24 protein-coding genes and 1 pseudogene are annotated in these 24,139 nt (G+C 70.9%); 6 read left to right on the plus strand and 19 right to left on the minus strand.

Annotated features, from left to right (window positions below):
• Position 1: 1 nt before the first annotated feature.
• Complete coding sequence (locus ACIRB1_RS20585; protein WP_352180146.1) at positions 2–718, minus strand: transglycosylase family protein; 717 nt, start codon at positions 716–718, stop codon at positions 2–4.
• A gap of 504 nt (positions 719–1,222) precedes the next feature.
• Between ACIRB1_RS20585 and ACIRB1_RS20590 the strand changes: the two genes are divergently transcribed.
• Both ACIRB1_RS20590 and ACIRB1_RS20595 read left to right on the plus strand, forming a co-directional pair.
• Positions 1,223–2,011, plus strand: a complete 789-nt coding sequence (locus ACIRB1_RS20590) for a hypothetical protein (RefSeq protein ID WP_352180145.1) — start codon at positions 1,223–1,225, stop codon at positions 2,009–2,011.
• Positions 2,012–2,049: 38 nt separating this feature from the next.
• Positions 2,050–2,454, plus strand: a complete 405-nt coding sequence (locus ACIRB1_RS20595) for a hypothetical protein (RefSeq protein WP_403466473.1) — start codon at positions 2,050–2,052, stop codon at positions 2,452–2,454.
• Between the two features lie 75 nt (positions 2,455–2,529).
• Here the strand turns inward: ACIRB1_RS20595 and der are convergent, their stop codons facing one another.
• The 6 genes and pseudogenes from der to ACIRB1_RS20625 form a co-directional block, all read right to left on the minus strand.
• Positions 2,530–4,005 (minus strand): ribosome biogenesis GTPase Der, encoded by a 1,476-nt coding sequence (gene der, locus ACIRB1_RS20600; protein WP_352180143.1) that lies wholly within the window; start codon positions 4,003–4,005, stop codon positions 2,530–2,532.
• A gap of 74 nt (positions 4,006–4,079) precedes the next feature.
• Positions 4,080–4,763 carry a lysophospholipid acyltransferase family protein gene (locus ACIRB1_RS20605; protein ID WP_403466474.1) on the minus strand — a complete coding sequence of 228 codons (684 nt, stop codon included), beginning with the start codon at positions 4,761–4,763 and terminating at the stop codon, positions 4,080–4,082.
• A complete protein-coding gene (cmk, locus tag ACIRB1_RS20610) occupies positions 4,721–5,416 on the minus strand; it encodes a (d)CMP kinase (protein WP_352180141.1) in 696 nt (231 codons plus the stop codon). The genes ACIRB1_RS20605 and cmk overlap by 43 nt, the downstream gene beginning before the upstream one ends.
• 288 nt (positions 5,417–5,704) lie before the next feature.
• Positions 5,705–6,790 carry a prephenate dehydrogenase gene (locus tag ACIRB1_RS20615; RefSeq protein WP_352180140.1) on the minus strand — a complete coding sequence of 362 codons (1,086 nt, stop codon included), beginning with the start codon at positions 6,788–6,790 and terminating at the stop codon, positions 5,705–5,707.
• Positions 6,787–7,155: a chorismate mutase gene (gene aroH, locus ACIRB1_RS20620; protein WP_403466475.1), complete on the minus strand. Its 369-nt coding sequence runs from the start codon at positions 7,153–7,155 to the stop codon at positions 6,787–6,789. Before aroH ends, ACIRB1_RS20615 begins: the two co-directional genes overlap by 4 nt.
• Before the next feature lie 91 nt (positions 7,156–7,246).
• Positions 7,247–7,705, minus strand: a pseudogene (locus ACIRB1_RS20625) (YidB family protein); the annotation flags it as partial.
• Between the two features lie 157 nt (positions 7,706–7,862).
• Here ACIRB1_RS20625 and ACIRB1_RS20630 point away from each other — a divergent pair.
• The 4 genes from ACIRB1_RS20630 to ACIRB1_RS20645 are packed head-to-tail and all read left to right on the plus strand — an operon-like array spanning position 7,863 to position 10,350.
• Complete coding sequence (locus ACIRB1_RS20630; RefSeq protein WP_403466476.1) at positions 7,863–8,537, plus strand: hypothetical protein; 675 nt, start codon at positions 7,863–7,865, stop codon at positions 8,535–8,537.
• Positions 8,538–8,564: 27 nt separating this feature from the next.
• On the plus strand, positions 8,565–9,149 hold the full coding sequence (locus tag ACIRB1_RS20635) for a DUF6529 family protein (protein ID WP_403466477.1): 585 nt from the start codon (positions 8,565–8,567) through the stop codon (positions 9,147–9,149).
• A 22-nt stretch (positions 9,150–9,171) separates the two neighbouring features.
• Positions 9,172–9,585: a Rieske (2Fe-2S) protein gene (locus ACIRB1_RS20640; protein ID WP_403466478.1), complete on the plus strand. Its 414-nt coding sequence runs from the start codon at positions 9,172–9,174 to the stop codon at positions 9,583–9,585.
• 21 nt (positions 9,586–9,606) lie between these two features.
• Positions 9,607–10,350: a DNA polymerase beta superfamily protein gene (locus ACIRB1_RS20645; protein ID WP_403466479.1), complete on the plus strand. Its 744-nt coding sequence runs from the start codon at positions 9,607–9,609 to the stop codon at positions 10,348–10,350.
• On the opposite strand, the gene ACIRB1_RS20650 is transcribed toward ACIRB1_RS20645, so the two are convergent.
• The 12 genes from ACIRB1_RS20650 to ACIRB1_RS20705 form a co-directional block, all read right to left on the minus strand.
• Positions 10,276–11,025: a DNA polymerase beta superfamily protein gene (locus ACIRB1_RS20650; RefSeq protein ID WP_403466480.1), complete on the minus strand. Its 750-nt coding sequence runs from the start codon at positions 11,023–11,025 to the stop codon at positions 10,276–10,278. The two genes, ACIRB1_RS20645 and ACIRB1_RS20650, sit on opposite strands and share 75 nt — an antisense overlap.
• A 3-nt stretch (positions 11,026–11,028) precedes the next feature.
• A complete protein-coding gene (locus ACIRB1_RS20655; RefSeq protein WP_403466481.1) occupies positions 11,029–12,051 on the minus strand; it encodes an ADP-ribosylglycohydrolase family protein in 1,023 nt (340 codons plus the stop codon).
• Positions 12,048–12,776 carry an NUDIX hydrolase gene (locus ACIRB1_RS20660; RefSeq protein WP_403466482.1) on the minus strand — a complete coding sequence of 243 codons (729 nt, stop codon included), beginning with the start codon at positions 12,774–12,776 and terminating at the stop codon, positions 12,048–12,050. Before ACIRB1_RS20660 ends, ACIRB1_RS20655 begins: the two co-directional genes overlap by 4 nt.
• Before the next feature lie 153 nt (positions 12,777–12,929).
• Positions 12,930–14,084, minus strand: a complete 1,155-nt coding sequence (locus ACIRB1_RS20665; protein WP_403466483.1) for a pseudouridine synthase — start codon at positions 14,082–14,084, stop codon at positions 12,930–12,932.
• Positions 14,084–14,740 carry an SMC-Scp complex subunit ScpB gene (gene scpB, locus ACIRB1_RS20670; RefSeq protein WP_352180130.1) on the minus strand — a complete coding sequence of 219 codons (657 nt, stop codon included), beginning with the start codon at positions 14,738–14,740 and terminating at the stop codon, positions 14,084–14,086. The genes ACIRB1_RS20665 and scpB overlap by 1 nt, the downstream gene beginning before the upstream one ends.
• On the minus strand, positions 14,737–15,759 hold the full coding sequence (locus ACIRB1_RS20675) for a segregation and condensation protein A (protein WP_403466484.1): 1,023 nt from the start codon (positions 15,757–15,759) through the stop codon (positions 14,737–14,739). The genes scpB and ACIRB1_RS20675 overlap by 4 nt, the downstream gene beginning before the upstream one ends.
• Positions 15,760–15,777: 18 nt before the next feature.
• Positions 15,778–16,314, minus strand: coding sequence for a hypothetical protein (locus ACIRB1_RS20680; protein ID WP_352180527.1), 537 nt, complete (start codon positions 16,312–16,314; stop codon positions 15,778–15,780).
• Positions 16,311–17,447: a ParA family protein gene (locus ACIRB1_RS20685; protein ID WP_078532803.1), complete on the minus strand. Its 1,137-nt coding sequence runs from the start codon at positions 17,445–17,447 to the stop codon at positions 16,311–16,313. Before ACIRB1_RS20685 ends, ACIRB1_RS20680 begins: the two co-directional genes overlap by 4 nt.
• A 401-nt stretch (positions 17,448–17,848) precedes the next feature.
• Entirely contained in the window at positions 17,849–18,964 is a 1,116-nt protein-coding gene (gene ald, locus ACIRB1_RS20690) for an alanine dehydrogenase (protein WP_403466505.1), read from the minus strand.
• A gap of 142 nt (positions 18,965–19,106) precedes the next feature.
• On the minus strand, positions 19,107–21,194 hold the full coding sequence (locus ACIRB1_RS20695) for a tetratricopeptide repeat protein (RefSeq protein WP_403466485.1): 2,088 nt from the start codon (positions 21,192–21,194) through the stop codon (positions 19,107–19,109).
• A 219-nt stretch (positions 21,195–21,413) separates the two neighbouring features.
• Complete coding sequence (locus ACIRB1_RS20700) at positions 21,414–22,040, minus strand: NUDIX domain-containing protein (protein WP_403466486.1); 627 nt, start codon at positions 22,038–22,040, stop codon at positions 21,414–21,416.
• Between the two features lie 126 nt (positions 22,041–22,166).
• Positions 22,167–23,816, minus strand: coding sequence for a CTP synthase (locus ACIRB1_RS20705; RefSeq protein ID WP_352180126.1), 1,650 nt, complete (start codon positions 23,814–23,816; stop codon positions 22,167–22,169).
• Positions 23,817–24,139: the final 323 nt, after the last annotated feature.

Here is a 24,139-nt window from a genome sequence, read left to right on the forward strand (position 1 = left end):
CTCAGAGGTCGAGCTGCTGCCCGGGCACGATCAGATCGGGGTCACCGCCGATGACGGCCTTGTTGGCGGCGTAGACCTTCCGCCAGGTGGTCCCGTGCTGGGCGGCGATGCCGCTCAGGGTGTCGCCCTCGCGGACGGTGTAGTCGCCGCGGGACGTGCCGCGCGAGGCGTTGTTCGTCCCGCGGGCCGGGGTCTTCGACGGGGTCGCCTTCTTGGCCGACCTCTTCGTCGTCGACTCGGAGGTCGATCCGGTGGTCGACTTCTTGGCCGTCTTCGTCGTGTTGGTCGATTTCTCGCTCACCGTGCCGGACGAGGCCGCGGGTGCGCTGCCGCTCGCTCCGGCCCGTACCGAGCAGACCGGCCACGCGCCCCAGCCCTGGGCGTGCTGGACCTTGCTGGCGACGGCGATCTGCGCGGACCTGGAGGCCTGGTCGGCGGTGGCCGCGTAGGCCGAGCCGCCGTAGGCGCGCCAGGTTCCGGCGGAGAACTGGAGTCCTCCGTAGTAGCCGTTGCCGGTGTTGATGTGCCAGTTGCCGCCGCTCTCGCACTGGGCGATGCGGTCCCACACTCCGCTGTCGGCCGCCGCGGCGTTGCCGCTTGCGGCCAGCAGTCCGAGGGGGGCGAGCAGGGCCGCCCCGGCGAGGACCGCCGTCGTACGCGCCTGCCCCATGGGGGACTTATGAGCGTTCTCGCGAGTGGTATCGGCACAGTCGGTCATGTAGTTCCCTCTCCAACAACCCGGGGTCCCCCAAGGCGGTCCGCGGCTCCCACGCATCGGCGTGGTCCCCGCGCTCCTCCCCGTCCGTCGGAAGTCGTGCTGCTTGCTGGCTTGTTCGGCCGACGGACGTGTCCCGAGCGGTGCTCGCTGCACACGGCGGAGGAATGTACGGAGGTCAACGAGCCGATGTCGACCAACTGCCCGTCGCCGCAGGCCAGTTCACTGTTACCGCGGGTATCGGCACTTTTCGGCCACCCACTACATCCCCTGATTTCATGATTTTGCAACCAGTTGCCGACACGCGCTGTGACCCGGTTCACGCGTCCAACTCCCTTGACCTTTCGTCCAGTTGACACGGAGTGGTCAATTCCGCACGCGCTGTGACCGTCCGCGTCGGTTGGTTCGATTCGGTTCGCTCCGAAGCGTGACTCCCGCCACAGATCCTCCGTTGTCATCTTCATGAGCCCGGGACCCACCGGGCACCGCCTTCCGAGGGAGCCACCCGTGCCGCGCATGCTCGACGTCAGCGACGACGTACGCGCCGAGATCGGCGACGATGAAGCCGACCGGCTGCTCGCCGGAGACAACGCCCCGGGCAGTTACGACTGCACGTCGTGCCGCACCCAGGGCGACTCCGAACAGGAGCGCACCAGCACCGTCCTGTTCATCGGCGACGAGACCGCCGTCCTCGCCTTCGCCCACGCCACCTGCCTGCCCTCCCAGGTCGTGCAGGTCACCGAGGAGCAGTTGCAGGGCGCGGTCCGCTCCATCAGCGGCAACGCGCACGCCCCGGCCGGCGAACCGGAGCGGGCCGTGCCCGAGCAGGCCGTGCTCGGGGTGACCAGCGGACTCGTCCTGATCTCAGGGGAGTTGCACCCCGCCCTGGTCGTCGAGCCGACCGCGCCGATCGTGCGGCCCGGCTCGACCGGCGTCGGGGACGACTTCCTGCCGCTGCTGATCGAGCAGGGCTTCATGCCGCTCAGCGAGATCACCACCGTGCCGCCGGTGCTGCACGGCTGGTCGGTGCTGCTCGCCGCGGGCCAGCTGCACGCGGTGCTCCAGCCGGGCGCCAACGGCGGTTCCCCGGTGGCCTGGTGGCAGGCCCACCAGCCGCTCCAGGTCACCGACAGCTGGCGGGCCGCCGCCAACAAGCACCAGCAGGTGCTGATGTTCGCGGCACCGGTCGGCTCCATCGGCCGCCAGCCCCGCGAGGACCTGCTGCGCGGCGCCCTCGACAAGGCCGCGGCGGGCGGCCAGCTGGTCGGCTCCGCGCTCCCGCTCGCGGGCACCTGAGCCGCATCCCTTCAGGGTCACGCGTCGTTTGGACATACGTGCACGCATACGACGTACCCCGCAGCCGGAACTACCAGCCGATCCCGCCCTCGCGAGCGGACCGGGACAGCCCCGGCGGCCCCTCGGCCACGCCGATCTACGACCGGCTCTACTCGGAGTGGGTCAAGACCTTCCGCTCACTGCCGGGTGACCGCAGCGGCGAGGAGGAGCTGGGCTTCACCGCCTTCGGGCACAGCCCGCACAGCACCGGCACGTTCGGCGGGGGTTCCCTGGGCGGCGGCTCGTACAGCGCGTACAGCGCGGGGGCCTACAGCGCCCGGCAGCAGTCGCAGTGGCAGCGCGTCGGGCAGCTCGGCCAGGTCGCCCAGCAGCACCAGCACGGCCGCACCGGGATGCACCACATCCCGGCGGCCCTGCCACCCGGCCCGCGCCGAGGCATCTGACGCCATGACGAGGAGGGCGGCCCCAGTCTCCACTGGGGCCGCCCTCCTCGTCGTACAACAGCCGTAGGGCTGCGGCTACTTCTTCTTGCCGCGCTTCTCGCGGACCCGGACCGAGATGTGGATCGGGGTGCCCTCGAAGCTGAACTCCTCGCGCAGGCGGCGCTCGATGAAGCGGCGGTAGCCCGCCTCGATGAAGCCGGAGGCGAAGAGGACGAAGCGCGGGGGCTTGGTGCCCGCCTGGGTGCCGAAGAGGATGCGCGGCTGCTTGCCGCCGCGGATCGGGTGCGGGTGGGCGGCGACCAACTCGCCGAGGAACGCGTTCAGCCGGCCCGTCGGGACGCGCGTCTCCCAGCCCGCGAGGGCGGTCTCGATGCCCGGGACCAGCTTCTCCATGTGGCGGCCGGTGCGGGCCGAGATGTTGACCCGGGGCGCCCACGCGACCTGGGCCAGCTCGGTCTCGATCTCGCGCTCCAGGTAGTAGCGGCGCTCCTCGTCGAGCGTGTCCCACTTGTTGAAGGCGAGGACGATCGCGCGGCCCGCCTCGACCGCCATGGTGACGATGCGCTGGTCCTGCACCGAGATGCTCTCGGAGGCGTCGATCAGGATGACCGCGACCTCCGCCTTCTCGACGGCGGCGGCGGTGCGCAGCGAGGCGTAGTAGTCGGCGCCCTGCTGGAGGTGGACGCGCTTGCGGATGCCCGCCGTGTCGACGAACTTCCAGGTGACACCGCCGAGTTCGATCAGCTCGTCGACCGGGTCACGGGTGGTGCCGGCGATCTCGTTGACGACGACGCGCTCCTCGCCCGCCACCTTGTTCAGCAGCGAGGACTTGCCGACGTTCGGGCGGCCGATCAGGGCGATCCGGCGGGGACCGCCGACCGCGGTGCCGAAGGTCTGCTCGGGCGCCTCCGGCAGCGCCTCCAGGACGGCGTCCAGCATGTCGCCGGTGCCGCGCCCGTGCAGCGCGGAGACGGGGTGCGGCTCGCCGAGCCCGAGGGACCACAGGTAGGCGGCGTCGGACTCGCCGCTGAGGCCGTCGACCTTGTTGGCGGCCAGCACGACGGGCTTGCCGGCCTTGCGCAGCAGCCGTACGACCGCCTCGTCGGTGTCGGTGGCGCCGACCTTGGCGTCGACGACGAAGACGACCGCGTCGGCGGCCTCGATCGCGTACTCGGCCTGCGCGGCGACGGAGGCGTCGATCCCGAGGACGTCCTGCTCCCAGCCGCCGGTGTCGACGACCTTGAAGCGGCGCCCGGCCCACTCGGCCTCGTAGGTCACACGGTCGCGCGTGACACCGGGCTTGTCCTCCACGACGGCCTCGCGGCGGCCGATGATGCGGTTGACGAGAGTCGACTTGCCGACGTTCGGCCGGCCGACGACGGCGAGGACGGGCAGCGGCCCGTGTCCCGCCTCGTCGATGGCGCCCTCGACGTCCTCGATGTCGAAGCCCTCGACGGCGGCGAGCTCCATGAACTCCGCGTACTCGGCGTCGCCGAGCGCCCCGTGGTCATGCTCCGCGCCGGAGCCGTCGGGCTGGATCTGGTCGTTCATGAAGTCGGTACCTCGTTCATCGTGGTGATCGGTGGAGCCCCCGGATTTCGGGTGATCCACTACTCAAGTGTCTCTTAGCGCCCGGTGAGGCGCCTGGCGTCGTCCAGGTGGGCGGCCAGCTGCTTCTGGATGCGCTCGGTCGCCTCGTCCAGTGCCTTGCGCGTACGGCGGCCGGAGCCGTCGCCCGCGTCGAACGGGTCGCCGAAGACGACGTCGACGCGGGAGCGCAGCGGGGGCAGCGCCTTTATCAGTCGTCCGCTCTTCTCGGCGCTGCCCAGCACGGCCACCGGCACGATCGGGGCGCCGCCGCGGACCGCGAAGTAGGCGAGCCCGGCGCGCAGCGAGGCGAAGTCGCCCTCGCCGCGGCTGCCCTCGGGGAAGATGCCGAGGACCCCGCCGTCGGTCAGGACGTCCAGCGCCCGGGTGATCGCCGTACGGTCGGCGACCGACCGGTCCACCTTCAGCTGGCCGATGGCGAGCAGGAAGGGGTCGAGCGGGCCGACGAACGCCTCCTTCTTGATGAGGAAGTGCGTCGGCCGGGGTGCCACGCCCATGACCATCGGGCCGTCGATGTTGTGCGAGTGGTTGACGGCGAGGATCACCGGGCCGGTCGCGGGGACCTTCCAGGCGCCCAGCACGCGCGGCTTCCACAGCCCGTACATCAGGCCGACGCCGATGCGCCGCCCGACCTCGGCGCCGCGCTGTGAAGGTGCGGTCACTTGGCGGCCCGCTTCTCCCCGACGAGGGTGACGACGCACTCGATGACCTGCTGGAGCGTGAGGTCGGAGGTGTCCACCTCGACCGCGTCGTCCGCCTTCGCGAGCGGCGAGGTCTTGCGGGAGGAGTCGGCCGCGTCGCGCTTCAGCAGCGCCTCGCGGGTGGCCTGCACGTCGGCGCTCTTCAGCTCACCGCTGCGGCGGGCGGCACGCGCCTCCGGGGAGGCGGTGAGGAAGATCTTCAGATCGGCGTCGGGCAGCACGGTCGTCCCGATGTCCCGCCCCTCGACGACGATCCCGTGCTCGGCCTCGGCGGCCAGCGAACGCTGCAACTCGGTGATCCTGGCCCGCACCTCGGGCACCGCGCTGACCGCGCTGACCTTGGAGGTGACCTCCTGCGTACGGATCGGACCGGACACGTCCACGCCGTCGACGCTGATCGTCGGGTTGGCCGGGTCGGTGCCCGAGACGATCTCCGCCTTGCCCGCCGCGTCGGCGATCGCGGTGGGGTCGGTGATGTCGATCCCGTTGCTCACCATCCACCAGGTGATCGCCCGGTACTGCGCGCCGGTGTCGAGGTAGCTCAGCCCGAGCTGCGCGGCCACGGCCTTCGACGTGCTCGACTTGCCCGTGCCGGAGGGGCCGTCGATGGCGACAATCACTGCCGGGGCGGTCCGGGCGGCGCCGTTTTCCACGGGAGGACACCTTCCTGGTGCGGGGTGGTGAGCGAGGCGGAGACGCGAGTGCGCCCCGCACAAGGTTACTGGGTGCGGGTCACTCGTCTGGCCGGACGGTGACCACCGACCATTTCCAACGCAGGCCGCGCACACTCAGCCCGCCCGGTGTCTCTTGGGTGCCTCGTAGCTCCGGCCGGTATATCTCAGCCCGTCGCGCGTTTGAGGACGAGGCCCCTTCAGGGCCGAAGCGGGGGCCTGGGGGCGCAGCCCCCAGAAGACGCGAACCCCCACCCACCCGCACCACGCCTACTGCCGGATGGCCCAGCCCCGCTCCCGCAACGCCGCAGTCAACACCGGCACAGCCTTGGGCTCCACCCACAACTGCACAAGCCCCGCCTGCTGCCCGGTCGCATGCTCGATCCGCACATCCTCGATATTGACCCCCGCCATCCCCGCATCCGCGAAGATCCGGGCCAACTGCCCAGGCTGGTCATCGATCAGCACGGCGACAACCTCGTACACCCGCGGAGCGGACCCGTGCTTGCCGGGCACCCGGACCTGCCCCGCGTTCCCCCGCCGCAGCACGTCCTCGACACCCTTCGCCCCCGCCTGCCGCTTCCCCGCGTCGGCGGACTGCAACGCCCGCAACGCCCGCACGGTCTCCTCCAGGTCCCCGGAGAGATCGGTCAGCAGATCGGCCACCGGCCCAGGGTTCGCGGAGAGGATGTCGATCCACATCCGGGGATCGGACGCGGCGATCCGCGTCACATCCCGAATCCCCTGACCGCACAGCCGTACGGCGGCCTCCTCGGCGTTCTCCAGCCGCGCGGCGACCATGCTGGACACCAGATGGGGCATGTGCGAGACGAGGGCGACGGCCCGGTCGTGCGCGTCCGCGTCCATGACGACCGGCACGGCACGGCAGTACGACACCAGTTCCAGGGCGAGGTTCAGCACCTCGGTGTCGGTGTCCCGCGTGGGGGTCAGCACCCAGGGGCGCCCCTCGAACAGATCACCGGTGGCGGCCAGCGGCCCCGACTTCTCGCGCCCCGACATGGGATGCGTACCGATGTACGAGGAGAGGTCGAGCCCGAGCGCCTCCAGTTCCCGGCGCGGCCCGCCCTTGACGCTGGCCACGTCGAGGTAGCCCCGGGCGACACCCCGCCGCATCGCGCCGGCGACGACGTCCGCGGCCAGCGCGGGCGGCGCGGCGACGATCGCGAGGTCGACGGGCCCGTCGGGCTCCTCGTCGGTCCCGGCGCCGAGCGCCACCGCCATCCGCACCTGCTCGGGGTCGTGGTCGGCGAGGTGCACGGTCACTCCGCGCGAGGTGAGGGCGAGCGCGGCGGACGTACCGATCAGCCCCGTCCCGATGACGACCGCGGTCCTCACTGGGCGATGTCCTTGCGCAGGGCGGCCGCCGCACCGAGGTAGACGTGCGCGATGTCGGCGCGGGCCCGGTCGGACTCGATGTGCGCGAGGACGCGGACCACGCGGGGCATCGCGCCCGCGATGTCCAGTTCCTGCGCGCAGATCAGGGGGACGTCGGCGAACCCGCTGCCGAGCTTGCGCGCGGCGGCGGCCGGGAAGTCGCTGTGCAGGTCGGGCGTCGCCGTGAACCACACGCTGATCAGATCGTCGGCGGTGAGGCCGTTCCGCTCCAGGACGGCGGTGAGCAGCGCCCCGACCTGCTCGTCCATGTGGCCGGCCTCGTCCCTGTCGAGTTGGACGGCGCCCCGGACCGCTCGTACCGCCACGGCTCTGCTCCTCGCTGATGTACGGCTCTTGGTCCATCCAGCCTAGTCAGCCCGTCCGGTACGGGTGTGCGGCGCCCGCCCACCGAGACGGTCACAGGGACTGCTGGCGGACCAGTTCCTCCAGGGAGGCGGCCTGCGGCACCTGCCCCTGCGGGGTGAGCCTGTCGACGGCCTGGGGCAGCGTCCGCGCGAGGTCGCTCGCGGCCTGCTCCGGGGTGACACCGGCCTGCTCGGCGACCTTCTGGAGGGTGTCGTCGGGCAGCGCCTGCTGGATCTGGGCGCCGGTGACGGACTGGTTCTGCCCGGTGCCGACCCAGGAGTCCTTCTGCTCGGTCAGACCGGACTTGGTGAGCATGTCCAGCAGCCCGCCCAGCGGATTGCTCCCGCCACCGCTGCCACCGCTCTGACCAGCGCCGAGGGCGGAGAGCAGCGCGCCCAGGATGTTGCCGCTGCCGGAACCACCCTGGCTCGCGCCGCCCGATCCGCCCAGAAGCCCGCCGAGGAGACTGCCGAGATCGTTGCCCGCCATGGCTCGCACCTTTTCGAGAACGGCCGGCCGCTGGTCGGGACCCGGCCTCGAACCCTGCCAATGTCACTCGAATCGCCCAGTTCCGCTACTTGGGGTGAGATCATCCCGGTTTGCCTCTTTACCCAGGGCTCCGAGTCCGCTCTCATGGGCTGGAAGCCCGCCTCGGGGGAGGCCCACAGTGAAGCGTCCCGGACCACTGCTCACACTTCTGGCGGGCCTGGTGCTCGCCCTGTTCATGCTGACGCTCAACGTGACGTCGGGGACGAAGACGGCGTCGTCCTCGTACGGCGAGAAGTCACCGTCACCATCCGCGCCCGCGTCCTCCACACCCGAGCCCACCCCCACGCTCACTCCCACCCCCAGCCCCACCCCGACAAAGCCCCCCGCGCCGAACGCCGACTACGCCGGCCGCACGGACGACGACGCGGCCTCGGTCGCCGTGTCCGTCCGCGACGGCAAGGCTGTCGCGTACTTCTGCGACGGCCGCTACAAGGAGGCCTGGCTCAGAGGCCGTGTGAACAACAACGGCGGCATGAGACTCACCGCCCCGAACGGCGCCGTACTCGACGGCACGATCGACCGGGGCAGGAAGATCCGCGGCACGGTCAAGGACGAGGGCCGGCGCTACGCGTTCACCGCGGCCAAGGCGGTCAAGCCCTCCGGGCTCTGGCGCGCGACCGCCAAGGTGCGCGGCGCGAAGATCGACGCCGGCTGGGTCGTGCTCCCGAACGGCCGTCAGACCGGCATCGTCACCCGCGACGGCAAGGCCGCCTCCGCACCCCGTATCGACCCGGAGACCGGCGCGGTCACGGTCGACGGACAGCGGCTCACCGCACGCCCCGTCACCCCCTGACCCACCGTCCGCCTCAGGGAGCCGCTCATGACCGCCGACCCGAACTCCGCCACCCAGGCCTACCCGCCCCGCCCGCCCGCGCGCCCCCACGACAGCCCCGCCCGCTACCTCGTCCCCGCCCTCGTGGCCGCCGCCGTGGCCATCGGCCTGGGTGTCTACGGCAAGGTCCACGACCCGGCGGGCACCGCCTTCAACCTCGCCGGCTTCAGCAGCACGGGCGCGGTGAAGTCCTGGCTGGCGACGACCGCGTTCCTCTTCGCCCTCGTCCAGGTCGTCTCGGCCTTCATGGTCTACGGCAGGCTGCCGGGCCCGAGTTGGGCGCCGGCGCTGCACCGCTGGTCGGGGCGGATCGCGTTCCTGGTGGCGGTGCCGGTGGCCGTGCACTGCCTCTACGCGTTCGGGTACCAGACGTACTCGACACGCGTGATGTGGCATTCCGTCCTGGGGTGCGCGTTCTTCGGCGCCTTCAGTGCCAAGATGCTGCTGCTCCGCTCGGAGCGCCTGCCCGGCTGGCTGCTGCCGCTGGTCGGCGGACTGGTCTTCACCGCCCTCGCGCTGATCTGGCTGACGTCCGCCCTCTGGTTCTTCCGCACCGTCGGAGTGACGACATGACGACCACTTTCGGAGGGTCCACATGACCGACAGCTCGACGCGCCGCACGGTTCTCGTGACGGGTGCGGCCGCCGCGCTCACCGCGGGGTGCAGCAAGTACGGCGACGGCAACGACTCCTCGGGGTCGTCGTCCGTGAAGGCGTCCGGCGGGCAGGAGCTGGCGAAGACCGCCGACATCCCCGTCGGCGGCGGCAAGATCCTCAAGGACCGGAAGATCGTCGTCACGCAGCCGAAGAAGGACGAGTTCAAGGCCTTCTCGGCGATCTGCACCCACCAGGGCTGCACCGTCGGCACCGTCGCGAACGGCACCATCGACTGCCCGTGCCACGGGAGCAAGTACCGCATCGAGGACGGTTCCGTGGAGACGGGCCCGGCGCCGAAGCCGCTGCCCGCCGAGCAGATCAAGGTGGAGGGAAATTCGATCCGCCTGGCGTGAGCTGCCGCGTACGCTCCGGGCATGCCGTTCGAACACCTGGTCCGCGACCACACGATCTACGCCTGCGTGATGGGTTCACGCGCCTTCGGCCTGGCGACGGACGGCAGCGACACGGACCGCCGGGGCGTGTTCCTCGCCCCCACTCCCCTGTTCTGGCGCTTCGAGAAGCCGCCGACGCACATCGAGGGCCCGGCACAGGAGCAGTTCAGCTGGGAGCTGGAGCGGTTCTGCGAACTGGCCCTGCGCGCGAACCCCAACATCCTGGAGTGCCTCCACTCGCCCCTCGTCGAGCACGTCGACGCCACGGGCCGCGAACTCCTCGCCCTGCGCGGGGCGTTCCTCTCCCGCCGGGTCCACGAGACGTTCACGCGCTACGCGTTGGGCCAGCGCAGGAAGCTGGAGGCGGACATCCGTGTGCACGGCGCCCCGCGCTGGAAGCACGCGATGCATCTCCTCCGCCTCCTGATGAGCGCCCGCGACCTGCTCCGCACGGGCACCCTGACGATCGACGTCGGAGACCGACGCGCCCCGCTCCTCGCGGTGAAACGCGGCGAGGTCCCCTGGCCGGAGGTCGAGTCCTGGATGACCCGTCTGGCCACGGAGACGGACGCGGCGGCCACGGCCTCCCCCCTCCCGGCGGAACCGGACCGGGCCCGCGTGGAGGAGTTCCTGCTCCGGGTCCGCCGCGCGTCAGCCCTCCAGCCGGACCCGTACGACGAAGTCATGCAGGGCGTCGTACGCAGTCGGGGCGTCCGGCAGGGCTGACGCCCCCTGTGCCTCGTCCAGCTCGCCGTGCAGGCCCTCCACATCGGCTTGCACGCGCGCGTGGTCGACGTCGGCGCCGCCGTGCTCCCGCTCGGCCTTCGCCTCGATCAGCTCCGTGACGTACGGCGGAGCCTCGACCAGCCCGAGAAGCGTGGGCAGATGGGCCTGCACCTCGCCGCCGCGCATCAGATGGATGCCGGTGAGCAGCGCGCGGAACGTGTAGAGCAGCGGCTTGAGTTCGCCGGTCTTCTCGAACAGCCGCCACTGGGTCACCGCGAACCCCCGGTAGTGGTGGGCGTGGTGGGTGGTGAGCACGTCCGGTGCGAGCGCGGCCAGCTCCTGATGGGCGTCGGTGGTGTGCACGACGAGCGGGGAGAGCAGCTGCTCCAGCACATAGCCGTTGCGCCGCAGCATCAGCCGTACGAACTTGCGCAGGTCGTGGGTGACGAGGTCCATCTCGACGCCGTCCCGCAGCCACATCCGCGACCGTGTCTCGTCCGGCTCGCGCAGACCGACCAGTTCGGCGGCCGGCAGCAGGTGCACCCCCCGGAGGTCGACGTCCGAGTCACGGGACGGGAAGCCGTAGAGGTGGGCGCCGGAGACGGTGGCGAAGAGCAGCGGGTCGGGCTGCTCCGCCACCACCGGCCTGAGGTCGATGTCCAGGGCGTCGATCATCCCTCAAGCATCCCAAAGCCCCCCGAGCCCCATCAGCTCCCCCCGGTACTCGATCCGCTCAGCCCACTCCTCGGGCCAGGCGTCCGCCCCGAGGTGCGCCCCGGCGAACGCCCCCGCGAGACAGGCGATCGAGTCCGAGTCGCCGGACGTGCAGGCGGCCCGGCGCACCGCGGTCACCGGTTCCTCGACGAACAGGAGGAAGCACAACAGGCCTGTCGCCATGGCCTCTTCGGCGATCCAGCCCGCGCCGGTGGCCAGGCACGGGTCGGTCTCCGGGGAGACGGTCCGTACCGCGTTCTCCAGTCGCCCGAGGATCTCCAGGCACTCGTCCCAGCCGCGCGCGATGAAGTGCTCGGGCGAGGGGTCCTGGCTCCGGGTCCACAGGTCGCCGAGCCAGCGCTCGTGGTACCGGGTGCGGTTCTCGACGGCGTACGACCGCAGCAGCCCGACCAGTCCGGTCGGTTCCGCCCCCTGCGCGAGCAGCCGTACGGCGTGTGCGGTGAGGTCGGACGCGGCGAGGGCGGTCGGGTGGCCGTGGGTCAGCGCGGACTGCAACTGGGCGGCGCCGGACCGCTGTTCGTCGTCCAGACCGGGGACGAGTCCGATCGGCGCGACGCGCATGTTGGCGCCGCAGCCCTTCGAACCGATCTGGCTGGCGTCCTGCCAGGGACGGCCCTCCTCCTTCAGCAGGTTGCAGGCGACGAGGCAGGTCCGCCCGGGGGCACGGTTGTTGTCCGGTGACTGGTACCAGTCCACGAACTCCTCCCGTACCGGGCGCTCCATCCGCCTGGGTCCAAGCAACCCCTGTTCCATGGCAGTTCGCAGCCCCCGTCCCAACGCGAGGGTCATCTGCGTGTCGTCGGTGACGATCGCGGGCCTCGGCAGCTCCATCTCCCGCCAGGGACCGCACTTGGCGAGGATGTCGGGCACGGCGTGGAACTCGGTCGGGAAGCCCAGCGCGTCCCCGAGCGCGAGACCTGTCAACGCCCCTGTGGCGGCACCCTTGTCGGCGGCGGTCGAGGTCATGCGGAAGGTCCTTCCCGGGTCGGCCGGAGCAGTGGTGGATACAGGGTGGTGGCGGAGCCGGCGCGGTACAGCGCGGCCGGTTTGCCGCGACCGCCCGTCAACTTGGCCGCGCCCGGCACCGGTTCGACGAAGCCCGGCGTCGCGAGCACCTTGCGGCGGAAGTTGGGCCGGTCCAACTCCACGCCCCACACGGTCTCGTAGACCTGGTGCAGCTCGCCGAGCGTGAACTCCGGCGGGCAGAACGCGGTGGCGAGGCAGCTGTACTCCAGCTTGGCGCCCAACCGTTCGTGCGCGTCGGCCAGGATCCGGTCGTGGTCGAAGGCGAGCGGCCCGAGCGCGTCGTACGGCAGCCAGCGGGCCTGTGCCGCGTCGCTGCCCGCTCGGGGTTCGGGAGGGTCGGGCAGCAGGGCGGCGAAGGCGACGGTGACGACCCGCATGCGGGGGTCGCGGTCGGGTTCGCTGTAGGTGCGCAGTTGTTCCAGGTGCAGCCCGGAGACGTCCGACAGGCCGGTCTCCTCGGCGAGTTCACGCCGGGCGGCCGTCTCCGCGGACTCGTCCGGCGCCACGAAGCCGCCCGGCAGCGCCCAGTGCCCGGCGTACGGCTCCTGGCCGCGCTCGACGAGCAGCACATGCAGGGCGCCGGCGCGGATCGTGAGGACGGCGAGGTCGGCGGTGACGGCGAAAGGTTCGAAGGCGTACTTGTCGTAGCCCGGTGTTGTGGTCATGAGCAACCACCCCCCTTAATGGTCAGCTTGACCATAAAGAGTGAGTACGGTCCGGCACAACCCCCGCACCCGAGAAAAACGGCGACAACGGAAACGGCCGGCCCCGGAGAATCCGGAACCGGCCGTCACGAGCGAGCCGTGGGCAGGCAGGGCCTAGAGGTCGACTTCCTGCATCAGCATGCCGACCTCGGTGTTCGACAGACGGCGCAGCCAGCCCGACTTCTGGTCGCCCAGGGTGATCGGGCCGAAGGAGACCCGGACCAGCTTGTCGACCGGGAAGCCGGCCTCCGCGAGCATGCGGCGGACGATGTGCTTGCGGCCCTCGTGGAGGGTCACCTCGACCAGGTAGTTCTTGCCGGTCTGCTCGACGACACGGAAGTGGTCCGCTCGCGCGTACCCGTCCTCCAGCTGGATGCCGTCCTTGAGCTGCTTGCCCAGGTCCCGCGGGATCGGGCCCACGATGTGCGCGAGGTAGGTCTTCTTCACGCCGTACTTGGGGTGGGTCAGCCGGTGCGCCAGCTCGCCGTGGTTGGTGAGCAGGATCACACCCTCGGTCTCGGTGTCGAGCCGCCCGACGTGGAAGAGGCGCGTCTCGCGGTTGGTGACGTAGTCGCCGAGGCACTGCCGGCCCTCGGGGTCCTCCATCGTCGCGACGACACCGGCGGGCTTGTTCAGCGAGAAGAACTGGTACGACTGGGTCGCCACCGTCAGCCCGTCGACCTTGATCTCGTCGTGCTCGGGGTCGACGCGCAGCCCCTGCTCGATCACGATCTCGCCGTTGACCTCGACGCGGGACTGCTCGATCAGCTCCTCGCAGGAGCGCCGGGAGCCGTAGCCCGCGCGCGCGAGGACCTTCTGGAGGCGCTCGCCCTCCTGCTCGGCGCCCGGGAAGGTCTTGGGCGGCTTGATGTCCTTCTTGCCCGCGTACCGCTCCCGGTTGCGCTCCTCGGCCCGCGCGTCGTACTCGCGCGAGGTCGCCGGCGCCCAGCGTCCGCGCCCGGTGCCCTGGCCCTGCTTGGGGCCGCCCTTGGCACCGCCGCGCGCGGCGGCACCGCGCCCCGACTTGGGGCCTTCGTGGGATCCCGTGGGGCCTACGTCGTAGCGGCGCTCCTCGGGACGGGGCTTGCCTGCGCGCTTCGGCTTGTCGTCGCGCCCGCCCGCGCCCCTCGGCTGGGAGCCGCCCCCGCCGGATCCCCGGGAGTTGCCGCCCGCGCCGGAACCGCGGGGGTTGCCGCCCCCACCGGTCCCCCGGGGGTTGCCGCGTCCGCCGCCGCTGTTCCTGCCACTGCCACTGCCACTGCTTCGCATCAAAGTTCCGTCGTCGTCGTGTCGTCTGCATCTGCATCCGGTGCATCCGGATCGAACGACGGGACCCCTTCCAGCGTCTCCGCCTCGATCGCCTCAGCCTCAGGGAGGAAGGGCGCGAGCTCCGGGAGCTCGTCCAGGCCTCGCAGGCCCATCCGCTCCAGAAAGTAGTTCGTCGTCACGTACAGGATCGCACCTGTTTCGGGTTCCGTGCCCGCCTCCTCGACGAGACCGCGCTGCAACAGGGTGCGCATCACGCCGTCGCAGTTGACTCCGCGGACCATCGAGACCCGGCTGCGGCTGACCGGCTGGCGGTACGCGACGACCGCCAGGGTCTCCAGCGCCGCCTGGGTGAGCCGGGCCTGCTGGCCGTCCAGGACGAAGCCCTCGACGGCCGGCGCGAACGCGGGCCGGGAGTAGAACCGCCAGCCGCCCGCGATCAGCCGCAGCTCGAAACCGCGCCCCTGGACGGTGTACTCGTCGGCCAGCTCGCGCAGCGCGTCCGCGATCCGGCGTCTGGGCCGCTGGAGTATTTTCGCGAGGTGTTCCTCGGTCGCGGGCTCGTCCACGACCATGAGGACGGCCTCCAGGGCGGGCTTGAGGTCGAGCTCGGCGACGCCGGACGGGCTCGCCGGTACGCCCGTGGTCTCCTCGCTCACGCCGACTCCTCCTTGGTCTCCGTGACCGGCTCGGGCGGCCGGTCGAACTCGTCCGTGACCACGGGCTCGCCCTCCCCCTCCCCACCGGTCCAGCGCACGATGAGATCCCCGAGCGCGGTCTCCTGGTCCAGCGCGACGGCCTTCTCCCGGTACAGCTCCAGCAGCGCCAGGAACCTCGCCACGACGGTGAGGGTGTCGTCGGTGTCGTCGACGAGCACGCTGAAGCTGGCCTCGCCGAGCTCCCGCAGCCGCGCGACGACGATCCCGGCCTGCTCCTGCACGCTGACGAGCGGCGCGTGGATGTGGTCGACGTACACCTGCGGCTTGGGCCTGGGCTGCATCGCCTTCACGGCGAGCCTGGCGAAGCCCTCGGGCCCGATGCGGATGACGACCTCGGGCAGCAGCTCGGCGTGGTGCGGTTCGAGGCCGACGGTCCGGGGGTAGCGCCGGGCCTCCTCGTCGAGCCGCCGGTTGAAGATGTCGGCGATCTGCTTGTACGCCCGGTACTGGAGCAACCGCGCGAACAGCAGGTCGCGGGCCTCCAGCAGCGCGAGATCGGCCTCGTCCTCGACCTCGGCGGCGGGCAGCAGCCGCGCCGCCTTCAGATCCAGCAGGGTCGCCGCGACGACGAGGAACTCGGTCGTCTGGTCAAGATCCCAGTCGGGCCCCATCGCCCTGATGTGCGCCATGAACTCGTCGGTGACCTTGGACAGCGCCACCTCGGTCACATCGAGCTTGTGCTTCGAGATCAGCTGGAGAAGAAGATCGAAGGGCCCCTCGAAGTTCGCGAGCCGAACCTTGAAGACCCCGTCATCGGCGTCATCGGCCTCCGCAACAGCCGCCCCGGCAGCCCCGATGAGCTCCTCGACAGCCCCCACGGGCTCTGCTACGACGGCCTCGGGCTCCGGCTCCGCCACGGCGACCGGCGCCTCGGGCCCGGGAGCCGCGCCCGGTCCCTTGCCCAGCGCACGCCGACGGCCGGCAGGTGCGCCGGGGACGGGAGCGTCGTTCGAGGTCATGGCCCCCGCAGGCTACCGCTACCGTCCGCGAAGCCGGCGGACGAGAATGCTCGCGTCCCCGCGGGACTCCAGATCGGCCAGGACGACGGCGACCGCCTCCCGCACGATGCGGCCGCGGTCGACCGCGAGGCCGTGCTCGCCCCGGAGCATCAGCCGGGCGTGCTCCAGGTCGATCAGTTCCTCGGCGGAGACGTACACGGTGATCTTCTCGTCGTGCCGCTCCCGCCCGCTGGGGCGCCGCTGGGCCTGCGCCCGCTGGCGCTGCTTGCGGGGCTGGGCAGAACCTTCCTGCGCGTCCTGACGCCGCCCCGAGCCGTCCCCGGCGCGGCTACGGGATTCCCCGCCGTCCGCGTCCGCCGCGACGTGCTCGGCGCCCTCGCCGTCACCGCCCTGGGCGGGTACGGAGTGCGGGGCGTCCTCCCCGGCGGCGGGATCGCTCTCCCCCGCCGGAGCCGGCACCCTGGCCTCGCCGTTGGCCGGGCGCCTGGGGCTGGATGACTGGAGCGCCATCCCCCCTGTCGTACGGAACAGTTCGTCGGCCCCCGGCAGACTCACTCGGCGTGACACCGGGCGAGCACCTCCCTGGCGAGCTGGCGATAGGCGGCGGCACCGACGGAGTTGGAGGCGTACGTGGTGATCGGCTCACCGGCGACCGTGGTCTCCGGGAAGCGCACCGTGCGCCCGATGACCGTGTGGTAGACGTGGTCGTCGAACGCCTCGACCACGCGCGCGAGCACCTCACGGCTGTGCACGGTGCGGGAGTCGTACATCGTGGCGAGGATCCCGTCGAGCTCCAACTCGGGGTTGAGGCGCTCCTGGACCTTCTCGATGGTCTCCGTCAGCAGGGCGACACCGCGCAGCGCGAAGAACTCGCACTCCAGCGGCACGATCACCTTGTGAGCCGCCGTCAGGGCGTTCACGGTGAGCAGGCCGAGGGAGGGCTGGCAGTCGATCACGATGTAGTCGTAGTCGGCCATCAGCGGCTTCAACGCCCGTTGCAGCGTGGACTCGCGCGCGACCTCGCTCACCAACTGCACTTCCGCAGCCGACAAGTCGATGTTGCTGGGCAGCAAGTCCATGTTCGGGACAGCTGTCTTGAGCAGTACCTCGTCGGCCGACATGCCCCGCTCCATGAGCAGGTTGTAGACGGTGAGGTCCAACTCCATGGGATTGACGCCCAGTCCGACCGACAGCGCGCCCTGCGGGTCGAAGTCGACGAGCAGTACACGCCGGCCGTACTCCGCGAGCGCGGCACCCAGGTTGATGGTCGACGTGGTCTTGCCGACGCCGCCCTTCTGGTTGCACATCGCGATGATCGTCGCGGGGCCGTGACTGGTCAGCGGGCCCGGGATCGGGAAGTAGGGCAGCGGGCGTCCGGTCGGGCCCACGCGCTCGCGGCGCTGGCGGGCAGCGTCGGGCGCGAGTGTGGCCGCGTACTCGGGATCGGGCTCGTACTCGGCGTCGGGGTCGTAGAAGTGCCCGTCGGGCAGTTCGTCGTAGTCGGCGAAATGGTTGTGGGGCGCGCCCCTTCCGTCGCCGGCCATGGCGTTCACGTGATGGCCATCCATGCTCTGGTGTGCTGGCTGGGTCACCCCTGGCTTGTGGTGACCCTGGTGGGCTGCGAAGGTGCGCACCGCAACGGAGCCGACAGCCTCGAACCCCGCGGGCTCCTGGCCCCTTGCAGGCATTCCTGGTTGACCACCCCCGGGAGAAAATGTCGACTCATTCACAAGTCGTCTTACCTCCTTGGTGACCAGGGAACTTCTCGATAGGTCAGCGTGGCACCATGCCGACGGTTGGCGACTCTATGGCGTGTCGGGTGTTCGCAGCAACACAATCCGCCGGACCCGGCCCGATGTGTCGGCAATGAAACATCCCTCTGTCAAGGGCGTACGGCCGTCGCACGGCAGGTTTCACCGGTGCACGAATCGGTTCAAGGGTTACGTTCGGCGCGAGTTGACCGAGTGCCGCAAAGTGACCATACACACATCCGGCCGGACCTTGTCGGGCAAGGTCCGGCCAGGCGTGCGGTGTTGACGACCTGTGTTGACGTATCGCCTTTTACCGAACGGTGACTTAGTCGACAGGGTCAGCCGAGCAGCGATTCCAGCTCGACGTGCTCCAGTCCGTGCGCCTCGGCGACCTCGCGGTAAGTCACCTTGCCGTCATGGGTGTTGAGACCCTTGGCGAGAGCAGGATCACGTCGCAGCGCGTCGGCCCAGCCGCGGTTGGCGAGCTCCACGATGTACGGGAGCGTCGCGTTGGTGAGCGCGTAGGTCGACGTGTTGGGCACCGCGCCGGGCATGTTGGCGACGCAGTAGAAGACCGAGTTGTGGACCGGGAAGGTCGGCTCGGCGTGCGTGGTCGGACGCGAGTCCTCGAAGCAGCCGCCCTGGTCGATCGCGATGTCGACAAGAACACTTCCGGGCTTCATCCGCGACACGAGTTCGTTGGTGACCAGCTTCGGCGCCTTGGCGCCCGGGATGAGCACCGCGCCGATGACGAGGTCGGCGTCCAGGACGGCCTTCTCCAGCTCGAAGGCGTTGGACATGATCGCCCGGACCTTGGTGCCGAAGACCCTGTCGGCCTCGCGGAGCTTGTTGATGTCGCGGTCGAGCAGCGTGACGTGGAAGCCCATGCCGACGGCGATCTGGGTGGCGTTCCAGCCGGAGACCCCGCCGCCGATGACGACGGCGCGCGCGGGCTGGGTGCCGGGGACGCCGCCGGGGAGGACACCGCGGCCGCCGACCGAGCGCATCAGGTGGTAGGCGCCGACCTGCGGGGCCAGCCGGCCCGCGACCTCGGACATCGGGGCGAGCAACGGCAGGGCGCGGCCCGGCAGTTCGACCGTCTCGTAGGCGATCGCCGTGGTGCCGGACGCGACGAGGGCGTCGGTGCACTCCTTGGAGGCGGCGAGGTGCAGGTAGGTGAAGAGCGTCTGGTCCTTGCGGAGGCGGTGGTACTCCTCGGCGATGGGCTCCTTGACCTTGAGCAGCAGGTCGGTGGTGGCCCAGACCTCGTCGGCGGTGGCCAGGATCCGCGCACCGGCCGAGACGTACTCGTCGTCCGAGATCGAGGAGCCGACGCCGGCGTTCTGCTCGATGAAGACCTGGTGGCCGTGGCGCACCAGCTCGTGCACGCCGGCGGGGGTGATGGCCACCCGGAACTCGTTGTTCTTGACCTCGCGGGGGATGCCGACCTTCACGTCGATCACGGTCCTTGGCTCAGAGGGTGTGGGGCAATACATCTCATACCCGGGCATGACGGAGCACACCAGGAGACCGCAGGAGAAGGTGCGGCAGAGCCAGTTTAATGAAGGTGTTCTCGGTGTCTAGCCTTTCAATGCATCAATCTTCTGCGGATGTACTACGGATTTCGCAGGCGTTAGCGTCTTGTTCCAGGGGTTCGGAGGCGGATTCCGGGGATTCGGCCTCCGTATCGCCCTCCTCGAGCTCCTCTCCGAGCATCCGCTCGGCGGTCCCCCGGTGCAGCGCGGCGGACGCCGGGTCGCCGAGCCGGTCGAGGGTGTCGGCCAGCCGCAGCTGGAGCGCCGCCTGGAGCCGTACGTCCTCCGCGCGGCGCGCCCACTCGACGGCCTCGTGGCAGGTGGCGAGGGATTCCTCGGGGCGGCCCGCGTACTCCTGGACCCGCGCCAGCTCGCTCAACGCCCGTGCCTGGGCGGGGACATCGCCGTTCTTGCGGTGCCCGGCGACGGCGGCCCGCCAGTTCCTGAGCGCCTCGCCGTAGCGGCCCGCGTAGGTGTGCGCGGCGGCGATCCGGCCGTAGAGCCGGGCGGCGTCCGCGCGCTCGTCCCGCGCCTGCCGCTGGGCGAGCGCGCGGCCGAACCAGTCGGCGGCCCGGTCGTAGTCGCCGAGCTCCTGGTGCGCGCCGCCTACGGATTCCATCGCGCGGCCGGTCGCATACGGGTCATTTGCTTCGCGTCCGGCGTCCAGCGCGGCCCGGTAGCGCGCCAGTGCCTCGGTCGTGCGGCCGGTCTGCGCGTCCAGATCGGCGAGGTTGAGCAGCGCGGCGGCCTTCTCGCGGGGCAGGTTCCGCCGCTCGGCCACGTCCAGGACGAGCCGGTGGATGCCGTACAGCTCGGGGGCCGCGGCCTGGGTGCCGACGTGGGCGACCATCGCCCGCACCAGCTGGGACATCAGCCGTCGGGCGAGGGTGTCGAGCTCCCCGTCGGCGACCGCGAGGCGGGCGGAGGCGAGCAGGGCGGGCTGGCGGACGTGGAGCCAGTCGGCGGCGGCCCGGGGGGTCGGGAAGCGCAGCGCGCGGGGCGTCCCGAGGAGTTTCTCGCGGGCCTGCGGGCTGTCCGTCTCGGTGATGGCACGGCAGGACTGCAACAGCCGTACGGTGCGCTCCAGCATGCGGGCGCGGGCCAGCTGGAGTTCGGCCGGGCGGTCCTGGGCCTCGGCGAGGGCGTACAGGAGCGGCTGGAGGCAGCCGGGGACCTCGTACTGCGGGAGCGGCGAGTCCAGGGCCCGCAGCAGACCGGCGTCGACGAAGTCGTCCAGGGTGGTGCGGGCGCCGTTGACGGAGCAGCCGGCGAGCGCGGAGGCGGTCTGCGGATCGACCAGGCCGGCCGGGGCCAGGGAGAGCAGTCGCAGTATCCGGGCGGCGGGGCTCGGCAGGGAGCCGTAGACGAGCCGGAAGACGCGGCTGAGGGGGGTGCCCTCGTCGGTCTCGGTGTGCAGGTGCTTGGCGAGGTCGGCGACGGCGGCCTGCGGGCGGGCGGCGAGCCAGCCGCCGGCCAGGGTCAGCGCGGCGGGCTGGGCCTGGCACACCTCGACGAGGCCCTCGGCGGCGACCGGGTCGACGGTGATGCGGACCGCGCCGGTGTAGCGGGTGAGGAGTTCCAGTGCGGACTTGGTGTCGAGGCCGCCCAGGGTGCAGGGGCGGACGTCGGCGATGCCGGTGAGCGGGCCGCCGGAGACGGCGACGACCAGGCAGTCCGGGGAGTCCGGGAGCAGCGCGTCGACCTGTTCGGCGTCGACCGCGTCGTCCAGCAGGAGCAGCACCCGGCGGTCGGTGAGGGCTTCGCGCAGGATGTCCGAGAGATCGTCCTCGGAGGCGCCGGCCGGGGTCGGCAGCTCCAGCGCGGTGAGGAGTTCACGGGCGGTGCGCTCGGTGGGGACGGGGGTGCCGTCGGGCTCGCTGAGCCGGGCCCGGAGCACCCCGCCTTCGTAACGGTCAGCGACCTGCCGGGCGAGTTCCCCGGCGAGCGCGCTGCGGCCCGAGCCGGGCTTGCCCGCGATGAGCAGGACCCGGGCGCGGGGCGCCTTGCGGCCGGCGATGGTGTCCAGGCCCGCGCGCTCGATGTCGGCGCGCAGTTCCTTCAACTCTCTTGCGCGGCCCAGGAATTGGCCCTCGGTAGAAGTGTCCTCGGACAGCTTCACGCCGCCGGTGTCCACCGCCTGATCCGTCACGGGCCACACTCCCGTCCCACTGCACGCGCATAGCCCGCCGGGACTCCGGATCGGGTGCTTCCAGAGCCTAGTTCACGCTCTGCGACGAACCGTGCGGAGCGCGGCGGGCACGTCCCTCGATCGGATCAGCCGATCGTCACACCGGAGGACGCATGGGGACGCGAAAAGGATGAGGGGTGGGTGACGCGGGGCGAGGTGCGGGGTTCGGCTCGCGTGGCTTCAGGACTCGAAGGGACGCGCGGGCCACGGCGCCTCGGCCGGGCGCAGCGCGTCGAGGCCCTCGCCGTGCCGGGCGGCGACCAGGGAGAGGACGCCGACGACGAGGCAGTTGTTGTGCAGTTCGCCGGCGAGGACCCCGCGGACCAGGTCGTCGACGGACACACGCGCGTGCTCCATGTCGGCCTCCTCGTCCTCGACCTCGAAGCGCTGCCCGTCGGCCTCGGACAGGTTCCGGGCCAGGAAGATGCGGATGGCCTCGTCGCAGCCGCCGGGCGTGGTGTAGACGTCGGTCAGCACCCGCCAGTCCTCGGCCTTGACGTGCGCCTCCTCGTACAGCTCGCGCTGGGCGGCGTGCAGCGGGTTCTCACCAGGGATGTCGAGCAGTCCGGCCGGGATCTCCCACAGCTTCTGCCGCACGGGGTGGCGGTACTGCCGGATCACCAGCACCCGGTCCTCCTCGTCGAGGGCGAGGACGGCCACGGAGCCGGGGTGGACCTGGTAGTCGCGGTGCACGACCGCGCCGCCGGGCATGACCACGTCGTCGGTGCGCACGGAGGTCTTGTTGCCGACGAAGGGGGTCGCGGTCGCCCGGATCTCCCACTCCTCGGGGGTGTCCTTGATCGTCATGCGCTGTCCCTCCACACGTACACGAAACACGTTCCCGAGAACACACGTTCACGGACGTCGCCTGAAAAACGGCCGGGGTGCACACCTCTTGAAGGCGCGCACCCCGGTCACCGTACAACCCTCGTACTACTCGCCCGTCTTGCGTGCCACGGCCGCCTTGACCAGGCCCGCGAAGAGCGGGTGCGGCCGGGTCGGGCGGGAACGCAGCTCGGGGTGGGCCTGCGTCGCGACGAGGTAGGGGTGCGCCTCGCGCGGGTACTCCACGTACTCCACGAGCTTGCCGTCCGGGGACGTGCCGGAGAACTGGAGCCCGGCCTTCTTCTCCAGCTCGGCGCGGTAGGCGTTGTTGACCTCGTAGCGGTGGCGGTGCCGCTCCTCGACGTACTCCTTGCCGTCGTAGACCTCGCGCACGATGGAGCCCTCGGCGAGCTTGGCGGGGTACATGCCCAGGCGCATGGTGCCGCCCATGTCACCCTCGCCGGCGACGATGTCGAGCTGCTCGGCCATCGTGGAGATGACCGGGTGGCCGGTGGCCGCGTCGAACTCGGTGGAGTTGGCGTCCGCGATGCCGGCGAGGTTGCGCGCGGCCTCGATCACGATGCACTGGAGGCCCAGGCAGAGGCCGAGCAGCGGGATCTTGTGCTCGCGGGCGTACTGGATGGCGCCGACCTTGCCGGACACCCCGCGGTCGCCGAAGCCGCCGGGGATGCAGATCGCGTCCACGTCGGCGAGCTGCTTGGCGGCGCCGGCCGGGGTCTTGCAGTCGTCCGAGGTGACCCACTTGATCTTCACACGGGCCTTGTTGGCGAACCCGCCGGCGCGCAGCGCCTCGGTGACCGAGAGGTAGGCGTCGGGCAGGTCGATGTACTTGCCGACCAGCGCGAGGTTGATCTCGTGCAGCGGGTTGTGGACGCGGTCGAGCAGGTCGTCCCAGGTCCGCCAGTCCACATCACGGAACGGCAGGTCCAGCTTGCGGACGACGTAGGCGTCCAGGCCCTCGCTGTGCACGGTCTTCGGGATGTCGTAGATGGAGCGGGCGTCGGGGCAGGCCACGACGGCGGCCTCGTCGACGTCGCACATCAGCGAGATCTTGCGCTTGATCGCGGTCGGCACCTCGCGGTCGGAGCGCAGCACGATGGCGTCCGGCTGGATACCGATGTTGCGCAGGGCGGCGACCGAGTGCTGGGTCGGCTTCGTCTTCAGCTCTCCCGAGGGGCCGATGTACGGGAGGAGGGAGATGTGCACCACGAACACGTTGTCCCGGCCGACCTCGTGGCGGACCTGGCGGACCGTCTCCAGGAAGGGCAGCGACTCGATGTCGCCGACCGTGCCGCCGACCTCGGTGATGACGACGTCGACCTCGTCGGTCGCCATGCGCCGGATGCGGTGCTTGATCTCGTTGGTGATGTGCGGGATGACCTGCACGGTGTCGCCCAGGTACTCGCCGCGCCGCTCCTTGGCGATCACCGTCGAGTAGACCTGGCCTGTAGTGACATTGGCACTGCCGTCCAAGTCGCGGTCCAGGAAGCGCTCGTAGTGTCCGATGTCGAGGTCCGTCTCGGCACCGTCGTTGGTGACGAACACCTCACCGTGCTGGAAGGGGTTCATCGTGCCGGGGTCGACGTTCAGATACGGGTCGAGCTTCTGCATCACGACGCGCAGGCCCCGCGCCTTGAGGAGCATTCCCAGGCTGGAGGCGGTGAGGCCCTTGCCGAGCGAGGAGGCGACACCCCCGGTGACGAAGATGTGCTTGGTCGTCGTGGATTTGGGCGGCATGGCCAAGAGGGGGCTCCCGTGGTCGCGGTTCGAAGTGCGGTCGGGGGTTTTGTGCCCACCGGTCCACGGGCTACCAGGGTATCAGCGCCCGGACGAGATGGCTTCCGGCCACGCTCCGCAGCCACCTCGACACACACAGGGCCGCCGTCGACACAGACGCGCCCTGGTTACCTGGTTCTCACCGGTTGCTCACCCGTTCGGCCCAGGTCCGTTGGCGAGAGCGGCACACAGATCATCTACGTGCGTCGTATCCTGCTCGGACACTCGCTGCCGAGCCGGTCCGGAACACGGCACCACCCCCGCCCGTATCTCCCGGAACAACG

This window comes from Streptomyces sp. NPDC096013 (assembly GCF_044763565.1).
In the GTDB taxonomy this organism is placed as follows: Bacteria; Actinomycetota; Actinomycetes; order Streptomycetales; family Streptomycetaceae; genus Streptomyces.

Coding starts and splice junctions, on each gene's coding strand:
- ACIRB1_RS20675 (WP_403466484.1), bottom strand. CDS start 15,759: ATGACCTCGAACGACGCTCCCGTCCCCGGCGCACCTGCCGGCCGTCGG.
- ACIRB1_RS20700 (WP_403466486.1), bottom strand. CDS start 22,040: ATGACGATCAAGGACACCCCCGAGGAGTGGGAGATCCGGGCGACCGCG.
- ACIRB1_RS20655 (WP_403466481.1), bottom strand. CDS start 12,051: ATGACCTCGACCGCCGCCGACAAGGGTGCCGCCACAGGGGCGTTGACA.
- ACIRB1_RS20640 (WP_403466478.1), top strand. CDS start 9,172: ATGACCGACAGCTCGACGCGCCGCACGGTTCTCGTGACGGGTGCGGCC.
- ACIRB1_RS20685 (WP_078532803.1), bottom strand. CDS start 17,447: ATGCCTGCAAGGGGCCAGGAGCCCGCGGGGTTCGAGGCTGTCGGCTCC.
- ACIRB1_RS20705 (WP_352180126.1), bottom strand. CDS start 23,816: ATGCCGCCCAAATCCACGACGACCAAGCACATCTTCGTCACCGGGGGT.
- ACIRB1_RS20635 (WP_403466477.1), top strand. CDS start 8,565: ATGACCGCCGACCCGAACTCCGCCACCCAGGCCTACCCGCCCCGCCCG.
- ACIRB1_RS20585 (WP_352180146.1), bottom strand. CDS start 718: ATGACCGACTGTGCCGATACCACTCGCGAGAACGCTCATAAGTCCCCC.
- ACIRB1_RS20665 (WP_403466483.1), bottom strand. CDS start 14,084: ATGCGAAGCAGTGGCAGTGGCAGTGGCAGGAACAGCGGCGGCGGACGC.
- der (WP_352180143.1), bottom strand. CDS start 4,005: ATGAACGACCAGATCCAGCCCGACGGCTCCGGCGCGGAGCATGACCAC.
- ACIRB1_RS20645 (WP_403466479.1), top strand. CDS start 9,607: ATGCCGTTCGAACACCTGGTCCGCGACCACACGATCTACGCCTGCGTG.
- ACIRB1_RS20660 (WP_403466482.1), bottom strand. CDS start 12,776: ATGACCACAACACCGGGCTACGACAAGTACGCCTTCGAACCTTTCGCC.
- ACIRB1_RS20650 (WP_403466480.1), bottom strand. CDS start 11,025: ATGATCGACGCCCTGGACATCGACCTCAGGCCGGTGGTGGCGGAGCAG.